The organism is Borrelia persica No12, from assembly GCF_000500045.1.
Classification (GTDB): Bacteria; Spirochaetota; Spirochaetia; order Borreliales; family Borreliaceae; genus Borrelia; species Borrelia persica.
Genome location: NZ_AYOT01000225.1, coordinates 21,997 through 34,530 on the forward strand (window position 1 = coordinate 21,997; position 12,534 = coordinate 34,530).

Sequence of the window (12,534 nt, forward strand, 5' to 3'; positions counted from 1 at the left end):
GGAAGATATAGTAATACATTTGTTCTTTAATGAAGATTGAATACATTAAGCTAAATTTTGTTTGATAATTGATTAGCAGGTTTTTATATAGTATGAATTCTTCTGTTAAATATAGTAAAGAAAAAATAGTTATTGCAAGCAATATTGACATTGCATAAGCATAGTTTTGTTTGATTAGCTTTAATTGAGGATGTCTTATTTGCATATATATTTTCAAAGTTAAAGGTAAACTTACTAGTAAAAATATGTTCATGACAAGTAAATTTTACTTTTAAATTATTCATTAATCAATTGAATTTGTATTTTTTAAATTTTGTGGTAATTCTTTTGTTATTGTATTTAAGATATCTGTGTTCGAATTTACTTTTTAAGTAAGGTATATTAAAATTAGTTATTGATTAATATTGTTTGAGGAGTACGTATTTTTAGATGATAAATAGAAATTCCGGTAAGGATAGGGATAGGTCGAGATCGAATGATAAAGAATTGAGAATTAATCATAAAATTAAGGCTCGTGAAGTTAGAGTTGTTTTTGATGATGGTACTCAATCTGTTATGTCAATTGAAGATGCTATTAAATGTGCTAAGGATGTTGAGCTTGATTTGGTTGAGGTTTCGCCGAATGCATTGCCTCCTGTTTGTAAAATAATTGATTATGGAAAATATAAGTTTCATCAGGAAAAACGTCAAAAAGAGCAAAGAAAAAATCAAAAAATGATTAAACTTAAAGAAGTCAGAATGCAGCCTAAAATAGATACTCATGATCTTGATTTTAAGTATAGAAATATTTTAGGATTCCTGAAAGAAGGAAACAAGGTAAAAGTTACTATAAGGTTTAGAGGACGTGAACTTGCTCATACTCATTTAGGATATGGGATTTTAGAGAGTATTCTTGAACGCGTAGGTGATTCTAATTATATTTTAGAGTCACCAGCTAAGATGGAAGGTAAGACAATGTTTTTAATCGTTGCACCTAAATCTAGGAAATAAGTGATAAGGAGATGTAACATAAATGTCAAAAATGAAGACATGCAAAAGTGCAAGGAAAAGATATGCTTTTACTTCAAAGGGTAAGGTAAAATATAAGAAGCAAAATTTAAGGCATATTTTGACAAAAAAGTCTGCTAAGAGAAGGCGAAAATTAGGTAAGTCAGGTTTGGTTTCAAATGTTGAAGTTAAGAGGATTAAAACCCTGTTACCTTATGCTTAAATGTTGTTTTGAGGAGATTATATGGCTAGAGTGAAGAACGGGATAGTGCACCTTGCAAGGCGAAAGCGAATTTTAAAGAAAACAAAGGGCTTTTGGGGTACTAAAAAAAGTAATTATAAAAAAGCTAAAGATACTCTTCGTAAGGGTATGATGTATGCTACAAGAGATAGAAAGACTCGTAAAAGAGATTTAAGAAGTTTATGGATTGTAAGAATTTCTGCTGCTTTAACGGGTATGGGAATAAATTATTCAAGATTTCTTGAGAATTTAAGAAAATCTAATATTAAGCTTAATAGAAAGATTTTATCTAATTTAGCAATTGAAGATATTGAAATTTTTAAAAAGATTGTTTATGAAATAAAAAATTAAAAATTTCCTGGGAAGTTTAATTATAGGGATTAGAGTTATTTTTTGCGACATCTCATTAAATTTGGGGGATTTAAGTATTTTTTTAATGGATAGTTGTTAAGGCAAACTAAAAGTTAAGAATGAAAATCCCATTTTGGAAAATAGCGCTAAGTAAGATATTTCTATGTTGGCTTCTCGGGATTTCTTTAAAAGGACTGTTGTTGTGAGATTTATTTCCCTTAACAATATAAAAAAACAAGATAGTCATATATATTATAGAAGTGTGTATTTTGCTGATGCTTTTTATGAATATAAGGGTTCTAGTGAAATTAAGCGGGTGAAATTTGCAATAGAAATGACACCTTTGGGTGAAAAACATGTTACTATTGATTTTTTAGAGCCTTTAAATTATCCTGTTTTAAGTTTAATGGTTTCAATCAAGAGACATGTCATTGAACTTGATATAAAAGGCGAACTTCCTTGAGATTATCTTTTAAAACAGAAGATGAAATGATCAATTTCTCTAAGTCTTTTTTCAATCCTTTGCCTATCGGCAAAATTTTTGCTCTTTGTGGTGAGATAGGTGCAGGAAAGACAACTTTTTTGAAAGGTTTGGCTTTAAGTATTGGTATTTCTCATTTTGTAAGTCCAACTTATAATATTATTAATGTCTATGAATTTACAGATTTTAAATTTTATCATATTGATCTGTATCGTTTGAATCTTTTGGATGAGTTTGAACTTATTGGTGGAATGGAACTTTTGTTAGATGTGTCATCTATCATAGCTATTGAGTGGCCAGAGATGATTATTGATGTTTTGCCAAAAAGTAGATTGAAATTTATAAAATTTGAAATCAAAGATGATAGTAGGATTTTAGAATTTAGTAATGAATACCTTTGCAATTGAATATTCATATAAAACTTTATTGTTTTATTTTAAAATTAATGAAGAGATTTTTTTTCTTTTTAAGAATAAAGATGAAGTTAATCGTGCTCTTAATATTCCAAAATTATTTAATGATTTTGTAGTAGATAACAATATTAATCTTTTGGATCTTGATTTACTTATTAATTCTTCTGGTCCTGGTTCTTTTACAGGTTTAAGAATTAGTTTAAGTTTTATTAAGGGTCTCTCTTTAGGACTTGAAATTCCTTTTGTTAATGTTCCTACTTTTGATGTTTTTGTAAAAGTAGTTAAGGTAAAGTCGGATGTGTTGGTTTTAAGTTTTACGGCAGGTAGATATTTTATTGGACATTATAGGGATTGTAAATTATGTGGTAATATTATTTGTTTTTCTGAAGCTGAGTTATTTCAGTATTTAGATAAACTTGATTTTAAATTCGTTGTTGTGGGTAATGGCATTGAATTTATTTATGAAAAACTTAATGAAAAACTTAAAGGTCAATTTAAAAGTATTAATGATATTTATGCTTTTGGTGCAGCTTTGACTGAACTTGGCAAATTGAAGTATTTAGAGAGCAGGCATGGTGATGATATTTTATCGGGACCTTGTTATGTGAGACTTAGTGATGCTGAGATTAATTCTTATTTACTGAAGTAATCAAATAATTTTTTGATTTTATGTATGTTGTTTTTATCTTGTAATATTGATTTTTTATTTTCCTCTTTAATGATATCGTAAATCTCAGATCTAAGTATTTTAATGTTTTCTGGAGCTTTGATGGCTACTTTGACACTGTCTTTTTTTATTTCTAATATTGAAATTTCGATATTAGAGTCTATTTTGATGCTTTCGTTTGTTTTTCTTGATAGTATTAGCATATTTATTCCTTAAAGACTCTATATCTAAGATAATGTTCTTCATGAGTAGATATGGCTTGTTTTCCAATTAGTTTCTTTTTATTTAGTATAATAGGAGCTTTGAGGTTGGCAGTTATTTCTTTATAATTATTTACATGCATGTTAATTATACATAGTATTATTTTTTCGTCTTCGGTTTTTGCTTGGATATCTAGCCAGTCTTTGTCTTCTATATTGGGTATATATTTTTCTAAAAAGTTAAATGGTGATGTTACTAAAAAATTTATTTCTCCATTTGTTGATTGCATTATAGAAAATGGTTTATGTTCAGAGTCTTTAATTATAAATTCTTTAATATTCTCAAATCCCAATATTCCTTCAGGAAATTTAACTTTGATACTGAGTTTGTTTTTCATTTTATTTTAAGAAGTCTAATAACGTTGTTTGCATTATTCTTGCGGAAACTCCTAAAGATACTTGATAAGCTAAGCTTGTCATGTTAAGCTCTGTGATTGCTTTTGTGACATCAAGATCGGTGTATTTTACCATATCGTCTTTCATATCTATTATTTCTTTGTTGAGTCTTGCATAACTTAACTCAAGTCTGTTTTCTTTAGTTCCAAGATCAGCTAGTGTTGAGAAAATTTTACTTAAACTTTCATCAATTTCTGCTAAACTTCTACTTCCTGTAATTTCTTCTCTATTTTCTGCCAAGTTATCTCTCAGTTCAATGAGACTGTCAAAGATTGTTCTATTCCTAATCTCAGCATTGATTGCTATATTATAAGGAGGTTCTTTGGAATCATTATTTTTAGTAAGGATACCAAGATCCTGTAGGATTGTTGATCCTTCTTCTTCTGTGATCCATATTTGATGAGGTGTTGTTGTATTTATTGTTATTGAATTTAACATATTGTCAAGAGAAGCTTCTACAGGAGCAGATGATTCATTGATCTTAGCAATAATGTCAGCGGCAGTATCTCCTGTTGTTAATCTTATTTCAACATTGTCGATGTAAATTTTTGTGTTTTCTTGTACAATAAAGTCATTGACATTTTTTTGCGATGTTATATATTGGTTTTGCGAAAAAAATAGTTCACTTCCAGGATAGTTGGTTGAGATATAAATTCCATCACAGATTTCGGTTGTTTGTTCTGCTTGATTTCCATTATAGTCTACTCTTACTATTTGAGTTTCTGCTCTATCTTGAGTTAATTTGTTGATTCTATTTGCTCTAGTTATTTTAAATGCTTCAGCATCAACTTTGGTCCCTGCAAATATGCTATACCCGTCTGCTCCTTTTACATTTGCTATTGCAAGAACATCTTCAAGTATTGCATTTATTTCTTTTGCTATTATTTTTTTGTCATCAGCCCCGTATGTACCATTTGATCCTTGAATAGTTATTTCTTTTGCTCTAGTTAAAATATTGGCTAGGGATTGCAAATATCCTTCTATATATCTTAATTTTCCTTTGGCATTGTTGATATTCTGAGCATAGGTATTGAGCTTAAATATGTTGCTGTCTAATCTTATTGCATGAGTGACACCCGTTGGATCATCTCTCAAGTGTGTAATTCGTTTGCCACCTTGATATAAACTTTCTAGAAGTTTTGTTATTTTTACTTCTTTATCTGTTGAAGATGATTTTAAATTATCATATGTTAAAGGATGACTTACTCTGTTAATCATGTGTTATACCCCCATTTTGTTTATGATTGTGTCTATTAATTCTGCAGAAACAGTGATGAATTTACTTGCAGCAATAAATGATTGTTGAAATTCTATCATGTTTGATAATTCTTCGTCTTTATTTACGCCGGATATTGATAATCTCAAGTCAGTTAGATTTTTAAGTATTTGTTCTTGGCTATTTTTTGTTACTTCTGCTATTTGTCCTTTTATTGCGATATTTGATGCTGTATTTGCAAAATAATCATTGAGTGTTGTGTTTTTTCCCACCATTATTTGTGAATTTCCAAAAGATGCAATACGTAGTGCTGCTTTGTTGTCACCAATAGGAGTATTGTTTATTGCTGTTTTGATACCCGATGCAATTTTTGAGGAATCTTCTGCAATTACTTTAGATACTCTAATCCATGCTGATGGGTTTTTGAGAGGAGATAGTGAATATCTAGCTGTATTTGTTAGTTGATCTGTGGTGTTAACTTCTTGATAGTTATAGGCACCTTCACCTCCTGATGCATTTAAGATGCCCGTATAATTTGTTAAAAATAATCCAGAATCTTCGATATATTTAATTCTAAAGATGATATTATCTTTGTCGTCTTCTTTGACTGCCTTGATTTCAAGTTTTTCTTCTTCGTTAATTCTTGCAGTAACTTGTGCATCAGAATTGTTTATTCTATTTATTACATCTTGAACAGTATCTGTTGCATTATATGGTATTTCTATGAAATCATTTTTGTTTATTGCTTGAAATCTGAGTATTCCTGAAAATCCTAATTTTTCGTTTGCAAAGACTTCGTTTGTGCTATTTATTTTAAATATATGAACAGAATCAAATTGACCATCTCCATTACTGTCATATCGTCCACGCTCATCAGTTAATTTATATTCTTGCTCAAAGAAGATTCTTCCATTTTTTTGATCAAGTCCATATCCTGATATGTGGATTTGGTTTACAAGTTCTGCAATATTAATTGTTATGTTGTCTAACTCATTAATTTCATTTTTAATTTCATTATCTCTTACATTGATAAGAGCTCCTAGTTTTCCTGTATTTATATTGGCATTTTCTTTATTATTCCACAAAACATCCCATTTTGTTTTTATGGGGCCATTTGCTGCTTCTAATATAAATTCATTTGCTATTGTGCCTTGAATTAGGTGCTTTCCTTCTAGGTGAATTAAAAATTCATTAGGATCGCTTTTATTTTCTACGGAGATACTGATTAACTTGCTTAATTTGTCAATTATGAAGTCTCGTTCATCCATTAAATCATTTGGGTGATCTTTCATTGCAATTGCTTTCGCTATTTGTTTATTGAGATCACTTATGTTTTTAAGATAATTATTGATCTCTTCGGTAGTAATTTTTATCTCGTCATTTGCCATTGTATATATTCGTTTAAGAGAGTGAAATCTGTTTGTTATGGCTTCTGCAAAAGATTGTCCACGTTCTATTATGATATTTCTTTCTGCTGATCCTTGAGGTTGTTTAGATAGATCTTGCCAACTTGCCCAAAAATCGTTCAGTCTTTTTCTAATTGATTGTTCTTCTGGTTCGTTATATGTATTTTCAATCAGAGAAATAAATTTGTCTCTTACGTTCCAATATCCAAGGCGGTGTGATTCTTCAGTTATTCTTATGTCCAACAACTCGTCTCTTATTCTTTCTATGGATTGAACCATTATTCCTTGTCCTAATTGACCGGCTTTATTTGTTCTGTTTAATTGAGGAGCATAAATTGGCATTTCGGTTTTCATTATAATTCTTTGTCTTGAATATCCTGGTTTTGCCGCATTAGTTAAATTATGTCCTACTGTGTTCATAGCATCTTTGTGTGCAAATAAGCTTTTTTTCCCAATTTCTATTCCTGAAAATGTTGAATCCATTTTAAACTCCTTTCGTATTTAAAGTTTTTTGTTTATTAAAACAGATGCTTCATTTAGCGTTCCGTTTTTTGGTCCATAAGGGTTTTTATAAGTTATATTCTCTACACTCTCTTGCGCATCTTTAAATATTAAGTCCAGAATGTCAAGGGATGTCTCTACATAACTTGATATTAAGTAATTTAAGTTTTGAATATTAAGTATTCCAATTCTTAATCTATGGAAGTAGTTATGTATTTCTTTTGCATAAGTTGGGCATAGTTTTTCTATTGCCATGTAAGTTGATTCAAATTGTTCATTTTTTGTAAATTCTCTCCAAATTGTATCTCTCTTTTGTTCTATATCTTTAAATTCTTGCAAGTAAATATTTGTTTTATTTATTGATTCTTTAAACATCATTTCATTTTTTTTATCAAGATATTTTTTTATATTTAGATACATATCATATATATTTTCTATTAACAAAGTTTCTTCTTCTAGTGTATTTTTTAATTCAGCTTCTAATTTGGCTTTCATCTCTGTAAAATAAATTATAAGTGAAATTTTTAATATTTACAAATTTAAGATATTGATATTGAATATTGTTATTTTTTTATTATTTTGTGTTTTTAAATTTTTCCTTTTATTTTTGAGCTTTGCTATTTATGCTGTGTTATAATTTTGATAATCTATGAGCAGGTTTTTTCAGAGAGAAGATGATATTGTTGCACTTGCTACACCTTTTTTTAGTAGTGCATTATGTGTAATTCGTAGTAGTGGGGTTTCTTCGATTGAGAGATTTTCCAAGATGTTCTCAGATCCTAATAAATTGCTTGAGGCATCTGGTCATACTATTCATTATGGATATATTGTAGATAAAGAAACTTGTGAAAAGTTAGACGAAGTTGTTGTTTGTCTCTATAGAGCTCCAAAAAGTTTTACAGGTCAAGATTCAATAGAGGTTATGGCTCATGGTTCTCTTGTTGGTATAAGAAGAATTATAGACTTTTTTTTAAAAGTAGGATTTAGAATGGCTGATCCTGGTGAGTTTACTCTTCGTGCTTTTTTGGCAGGAAAACTTGATTTGACTAAAGCAGAGGCTATAAATGAATTGATATCTGCTAAGACTAAACAGACTCATGCTCTTGCTGTTAATAAACTTTCAGGTTCTTTATTTGATAAGATTGATTTAATTAAAAGGGATATTTTAAATTTTCTTTCAGCTATTAGTGTTTATCTTGATTATGAAACAGATGAGAATGAAGTTGTTATTCCTGTTGAAGTTGTTTCCAAAAGTAAATCTGAACTTAAAAAGCTGATTGATTCTTATGATACTGCAAGAAAGTTAGAACATGGTATTACATTGGTCTTGGCTGGTTCTGTTAATGTTGGCAAATCTTCTCTTTTTAATTTATTGTTAAAAGAAGATAGAGCTATAGTGTCTTCTTATGCTGGTACTACACGAGATTATATTCAAGCAAGCTTTGAACTTGATGGTATTTTATTTAATGTATTTGATACAGCAGGACTTAGAGATACTAGTGATTTTGTTGAGCAGTTGGGTATAGTTAGGAGTAATTCTTTAATTAAGGAAGCATCTTTAATTTTTTATGTTATTGATTTAAGTGCCGAATTAACGGATGATGATTTAAAATTTATTGATGCTTTTAAGGAAGATTCTAGAGTGCTTTTTATTTTAAATAAGGTTGATTTGGAGCAAAATAGTCATATAGTTGAATTTTTGAATTCTAATGATATAAGTTCATCAAATATAGTAAAGATTAGTACTAAAACTTTATTTGGTATGGATTCCCTTTATGATAAGATAAGGTCATTGATATGTGTTGATTATATTAATAGTAATGATAGTGATGTTGTTATATCATCAAGTCGCCAGGCAGAGCTTTTAGGAAAGTCATATACTTTAATTATTGAGTTGTTAAATAAAATAGAACAAAATACAAGCTATGATATGTTGGCATTTGATGCTTATGAGGTGGTTAATATTTTAGGGGAAATAACGGGTGAGGTTACTAGTGAGGATGTACTTAATAATATGTTTAAGAATTTTTGTTTAGGAAAATAGATATGGATTTTGATGCTATTGTGATTGGAGGAGGACATGCTGGTATTGAGGCATCTCTGGCTCTTGCAAGATTAAATTTTAAAACAATTTTGATTACTCAAAATTTGGATACAATAGGTAAACTTTCTTGTAATCCTGCTATTGGTGGACTTGCTAAGGGAAATATGGTGCGGGAGATTGATGCTCTTGGTGGTGAAATGGGATGTCTTATTGATTTTAGTATGATCCAATTTCGCATCTTAAATAAAAGTAAGGGACCTGCTGTGCAAGCACCGCGTGCTCAGGCTGATAAATTGGTATATCAGGTTAAGGCAAAAGAAACATTAGAGATGCAAAATAATCTTGAGCTTTTTCAAGATACTGTTAGTGATTTTTTGCTTAATTCGATGAGAAATAAAATTGAAGGTGTTGTTACAGAGAGGGGTAATAAATTTACATCTCGTGTTGTGGTTCTTACAACTGGCACTTTTCTTAGAGGTAAAATATTCATAGGTGAATATAGGGCTTGTATGGGAAGAATTTCTGAGCCAGCTGCTTTTGGTCTTGAGAAAATTTTGCTTGAACTTGGATTTGAAATGGGTAGACTTAAAACGGGTACTCCTGCTAGGGTTCATAGGAGAAGTATTAATTTTGCAAAAACAGAAATTCAATTTGGAGATTCTGATATTATTCCTTTTTCTTTTTCAAATACCAAAATAGATAAAGTTCAACTCTCTTGTTATATCACTTATACTAATCAAAAAACTCATAAGATAATCAGTGAAAATATGCATCTCTCTCCACTTTATTCTGGTGAAATTGTTGGAAATGGTCCAAGATATTGTCCTTCTATTGAAGATAAAATTGTGAAATTTAAAGATAAAGATAAACATCAAATATTTATTGAACCTGAAGGGATTAATACTCAGGAGATGTATCTTAATGGTTTAAGTTCGTCTTTGCCTGAAGATGTTCAAAAAAGATTAATTAATAGTATTGATGGACTTGAGGATGCAGTCATTACAAGACCTGGATATGCTGTTGAATATGATTATATTAATCCTATTGAATTATATGCAAGTCTTGAGACTAAAAGGGTTGAGGGACTTTTTGTTGCAGGGCAAACTAATGGGTCGTCTGGATATGAAGAAGCAGCAGCTCAAGGATTGATGGCTGGGATTAATGCGGCACTTAAATTACAAAAAAAAGAACCAATGATATTGCCAAGGACTAGTTCTTATATTGGGGTTTTGATTGATGATCTTGTTACTAAAGGTACTAAAGAGCCTTATAGAATGTTTACTTCAAGAGCTGAGCATAGACTTAATTTACGACATGATACTAGTGATAAAAGATTGATTAAATGGGGATATGAGGTTGGGCTGGTTAGTGAGGAAAAGTATTCTAGATATTTTTTCAAGGAAAAGCAAGTTGAAGAAATTAAAGAGCTTTTGAAACATAGGCGTCTTAAAGAAAAAGAAGCTAGTAATTTGCAATTAAAAAAGCATGTTAATAAAGATTTTTATCATATTGTAAAAGATCCGTATATTAATTTAAGCGATCTTATTAATATAGATCCTAAGTTAAATGCTTCAAAAGTGATTCTTGAACAAGTTGAATTAGATATTAAATATGAGGGGTACATTAATAGACAGAAAGATTTAATTAGAAGAATGAATAATCTTGAGCTTATTAAATTGCCTCTTGATTTCAGTTATGAGATTGATGGTCTATCTAGAGAAGCTAGAGAAAAGTTTGTAAAAATTCAGCCAGCTAATCTTGCTCAAGCAAGTAGAATTTCTGGTATTAGAAATACTGATATTCAAGTTTTACTTATATATTTTTCAAATCCTAAAAATAAAAATAGGGTAGTACTTAATTTGGGTTTATAATGAATGATTTTAATTTTGCTTTGAAAAATTTGGGAGTGAATTTTACTTCAAAAAATATTGATAAATTAAGATTTTATTTAGAGAAAATTTTGTTATTTAGTAGTAGGTTTAATTTGGTGTCAAATAATGTTAGAAACTTTGATTTGCTGCTTTTACATGCCTTGGATTCTGTGGCTGGATTGCCTATTGTTAAAGATAAAAATCCGCAACAAGTACTTGATGTTGGTAGTGGAGCTGGATTTCCAGGTATTGTTTTGGCTATTTTTGATCATTGTAGAAAATATATTCTTATTGAACGTAGTAATAAAAAGGCTACTTTTTTAAAAATGATTAGTTTGGAACTTGGTTTAGAAAATGTAGAAGTTTTGGAGCGCGATATTGCTGAAGAACAAAATAAATATGAGTTTATTACAATCAGGGCTTTTGGAGATATAAGGGAATATGCAAATATTTTAAAATCTATTTTAAAAGCGAATGGTTTAATTATGGCTTATAAGGGAAAATTGAGTAAGATTGAATTTGAAGTTAATTATATTAAAAATTTATTTGATAAAGTAGAAATAAAATCATCAGCAGTTAGTGCTGATAAGGAGAGGTATTTTCTTTTACTTTATAATTATAAATGTTAATTTATTTGTAATTATGTTTTTAAATTTTATCCTTTATGTTTTATTTTGGTAAAAAAATTTATTACGATAGGAGTGGTATGAAAAGTAGTTTTCAAATAGATTCTGAAGTAGAGAATGCATTAGGTTTAATAAATAAATTTAGAAGAGAAGTTGCAAGTCGAATTCTTGGTCAAAGAGAAATGATAGATGCTATTTTGATGGGAATTTTGACAGAAGGTCATGTTTTGCTTGAAGGTGTTCCGGGACTTGCTAAAACATTGACTATTCAAACAGTTTCAGATGTTCTTGATCTTGAATTTAAGAGAGTACAATTTACTCCAGATCTTTTACCTTCTGATCTGACAGGTAATATGATATATAAAAGTACCACAGGAACTTTTAAAGTTAGAAAGGGACCAATATTTTCCAATATTGTCTTAGCAGATGAGATTAACAGAGCTCCTGCAAAAGTTCAATCGGCACTTCTTGAGGCAATGAGTGAACGTCAAGTAACTCTTGGTGATGAGACACATAAGTTGCCCGATCCGTTTTTTGTTCTTGCAACACAAAATCCAATTGAGCAAGAAGGAACTTATAATTTGCCAGAAGCTCAACTTGACAGATTTTTGTTGAAAGTGAATGTAAAATATCCATCTATTCAAGATGAAATTAAGCTTCTTAAAATATTTTCAGTTGATGGTGGACTTGAGAATATTAAGGTTGCAAAGATAATGAATGCTTATTCTTTAGCGGATCTTAAGCGAATAGTTGGTAAGGTTAAGGTGGATGACAAAATAATGCTTTATATTGTTACCTTAATAGCGGCCTCTCGTGAGAATGACAAAAAAACTTATCCATTTACTAAGTATATTGAATTTGGAGCATCTCCCAGAGCATCACTTAGTTTGCTTAAGTGTGCTCGTGTTAATGCTCTTTATGAGGGGCGATTGTTTGTTCTCCCTGAAGATGTTAAGGCTGTAGCTTATAATGTGTTAAGGCATAGAATTACTCCTTCTTATGAGGCAGAAGTTGAAGAGATGAATACTGATGATATTATTAAGATACTTCTCTCAGCAGTAGCTCTTCCTTAGG

The 12,534-nt window shown here is 29.9% G+C and carries 15 protein-coding genes; 10 read left to right on the plus strand and 5 right to left on the minus strand.

Going from position 1 to position 12,534, the window contains the following annotated elements:
* Positions 1–429 precede the first annotated feature (429 nt).
* From infC to tsaB, 6 genes are all read left to right on the plus strand, one after another.
* Positions 430–990, plus strand: coding sequence for a translation initiation factor IF-3 (gene infC, locus U881_RS0108875; RefSeq protein WP_024654072.1), 561 nt, complete (start codon positions 430–432; stop codon positions 988–990).
* A 22-nt stretch (positions 991–1,012) separates the two neighbouring features.
* The gene (gene rpmI / locus U881_RS0108880) at positions 1,013–1,210 is read left to right on the plus strand and encodes a 50S ribosomal protein L35 (RefSeq protein WP_024654073.1); all 198 of its coding nucleotides are present in this window, start codon (positions 1,013–1,015) and stop codon (positions 1,208–1,210) included.
* Between the two features lie 21 nt (positions 1,211–1,231).
* A complete protein-coding gene (gene rplT / locus U881_RS0108885; protein ID WP_024654074.1) occupies positions 1,232–1,579 on the plus strand; it encodes a 50S ribosomal protein L20 in 348 nt (115 codons plus the stop codon).
* A gap of 202 nt (positions 1,580–1,781) precedes the next feature.
* Positions 1,782–2,042, plus strand: coding sequence for a hypothetical protein (locus U881_RS0108890; protein ID WP_024654075.1), 261 nt, complete (start codon positions 1,782–1,784; stop codon positions 2,040–2,042).
* Positions 2,039–2,467, plus strand: a complete 429-nt coding sequence (gene tsaE / locus U881_RS0108895) for a tRNA (adenosine(37)-N6)-threonylcarbamoyltransferase complex ATPase subunit type 1 TsaE (RefSeq protein ID WP_024654076.1) — start codon at positions 2,039–2,041, stop codon at positions 2,465–2,467. The genes U881_RS0108890 and tsaE overlap by 4 nt, the downstream gene beginning before the upstream one ends.
* Entirely contained in the window at positions 2,448–3,122 is a 675-nt protein-coding gene (tsaB, locus tag U881_RS0108900; RefSeq protein WP_024654077.1) for a tRNA (adenosine(37)-N6)-threonylcarbamoyltransferase complex dimerization subunit type 1 TsaB, read from the plus strand. Before tsaE ends, tsaB begins: the two co-directional genes overlap by 20 nt.
* On the opposite strand, the gene csrA is transcribed toward tsaB, so the two are convergent.
* Genes csrA through U881_RS0108925 form a run of 5 tightly spaced genes read right to left on the minus strand, consistent with a single transcriptional unit; the run spans position 3,107 to position 7,414 of the window.
* Positions 3,107–3,343, minus strand: coding sequence for a carbon storage regulator CsrA (gene csrA / locus U881_RS0108905; protein ID WP_024654078.1), 237 nt, complete (start codon positions 3,341–3,343; stop codon positions 3,107–3,109). The genes tsaB and csrA overlap by 16 nt on opposite strands.
* Positions 3,344–3,345: 2 nt before the next feature.
* Positions 3,346–3,738, minus strand: coding sequence for a flagellar assembly protein FliW (gene fliW / locus U881_RS0108910; RefSeq protein WP_024654079.1), 393 nt, complete (start codon positions 3,736–3,738; stop codon positions 3,346–3,348).
* Between the two features lies 1 nt (position 3,739).
* Positions 3,740–5,014, minus strand: coding sequence for a flagellar hook-associated protein 3 (locus tag U881_RS0108915; protein WP_024654080.1), 1,275 nt, complete (start codon positions 5,012–5,014; stop codon positions 3,740–3,742).
* Positions 5,015–5,017: 3 nt separating this feature from the next.
* A complete protein-coding gene (gene flgK, locus U881_RS0108920) occupies positions 5,018–6,901 on the minus strand; it encodes a flagellar hook-associated protein FlgK (RefSeq protein WP_024654081.1) in 1,884 nt (627 codons plus the stop codon).
* A gap of 18 nt (positions 6,902–6,919) precedes the next feature.
* On the minus strand, positions 6,920–7,414 hold the full coding sequence (locus tag U881_RS0108925) for a hypothetical protein (protein ID WP_024654082.1): 495 nt from the start codon (positions 7,412–7,414) through the stop codon (positions 6,920–6,922).
* Positions 7,415–7,568: 154 nt separating this feature from the next.
* Between U881_RS0108925 and mnmE the strand changes: the two genes are divergently transcribed.
* From mnmE to U881_RS0108945, 4 genes are all read left to right on the plus strand, one after another.
* On the plus strand, positions 7,569–8,963 hold the full coding sequence (gene mnmE, locus U881_RS0108930) for a tRNA uridine-5-carboxymethylaminomethyl(34) synthesis GTPase MnmE (RefSeq protein WP_024654083.1): 1,395 nt from the start codon (positions 7,569–7,571) through the stop codon (positions 8,961–8,963).
* Positions 8,964–8,965: 2 nt separating this feature from the next.
* Entirely contained in the window at positions 8,966–10,834 is a 1,869-nt protein-coding gene (gene mnmG, locus U881_RS0108935) for a tRNA uridine-5-carboxymethylaminomethyl(34) synthesis enzyme MnmG (RefSeq protein ID WP_024654084.1), read from the plus strand.
* Positions 10,831–11,463 carry a 16S rRNA (guanine(527)-N(7))-methyltransferase RsmG gene (rsmG, locus tag U881_RS0108940; protein WP_024654085.1) on the plus strand — a complete coding sequence of 211 codons (633 nt, stop codon included), beginning with the start codon at positions 10,831–10,833 and terminating at the stop codon, positions 11,461–11,463. The genes mnmG and rsmG overlap by 4 nt, the downstream gene beginning before the upstream one ends.
* Before the next feature lie 77 nt (positions 11,464–11,540).
* Positions 11,541–12,533 (plus strand): AAA family ATPase, encoded by a 993-nt coding sequence (locus U881_RS0108945; protein ID WP_024654086.1) that lies wholly within the window; start codon positions 11,541–11,543, stop codon positions 12,531–12,533.
* Position 12,534: the final 1 nt, after the last annotated feature.

Coding starts and splice junctions, on each gene's coding strand:
- infC (WP_024654072.1), top strand. CDS start 430: ATGATAAATAGAAATTCCGGTAAGGATAGGGATAGGTCGAGATCGAAT.
- rpmI (WP_024654073.1), top strand. CDS start 1,013: ATGTCAAAAATGAAGACATGCAAAAGTGCAAGGAAAAGATATGCTTTT.
- rplT (WP_024654074.1), top strand. CDS start 1,232: ATGGCTAGAGTGAAGAACGGGATAGTGCACCTTGCAAGGCGAAAGCGA.
- tsaB (WP_024654077.1), top strand. CDS start 2,448: ATGAATACCTTTGCAATTGAATATTCATATAAAACTTTATTGTTTTAT.
- csrA (WP_024654078.1), bottom strand. CDS start 3,343: ATGCTAATACTATCAAGAAAAACAAACGAAAGCATCAAAATAGACTCT.
- fliW (WP_024654079.1), bottom strand. CDS start 3,738: ATGAAAAACAAACTCAGTATCAAAGTTAAATTTCCTGAAGGAATATTG.
- U881_RS0108915 (WP_024654080.1), bottom strand. CDS start 5,014: ATGATTAACAGAGTAAGTCATCCTTTAACATATGATAATTTAAAATCA.
- flgK (WP_024654081.1), bottom strand. CDS start 6,901: ATGGATTCAACATTTTCAGGAATAGAAATTGGGAAAAAAAGCTTATTT.
- U881_RS0108925 (WP_024654082.1), bottom strand. CDS start 7,414: ATGAAAGCCAAATTAGAAGCTGAATTAAAAAATACACTAGAAGAAGAA.
- mnmE (WP_024654083.1), top strand. CDS start 7,569: ATGAGCAGGTTTTTTCAGAGAGAAGATGATATTGTTGCACTTGCTACA.
- mnmG (WP_024654084.1), top strand. CDS start 8,966: ATGGATTTTGATGCTATTGTGATTGGAGGAGGACATGCTGGTATTGAG.
- U881_RS0108945 (WP_024654086.1), top strand. CDS start 11,541: ATGAAAAGTAGTTTTCAAATAGATTCTGAAGTAGAGAATGCATTAGGT.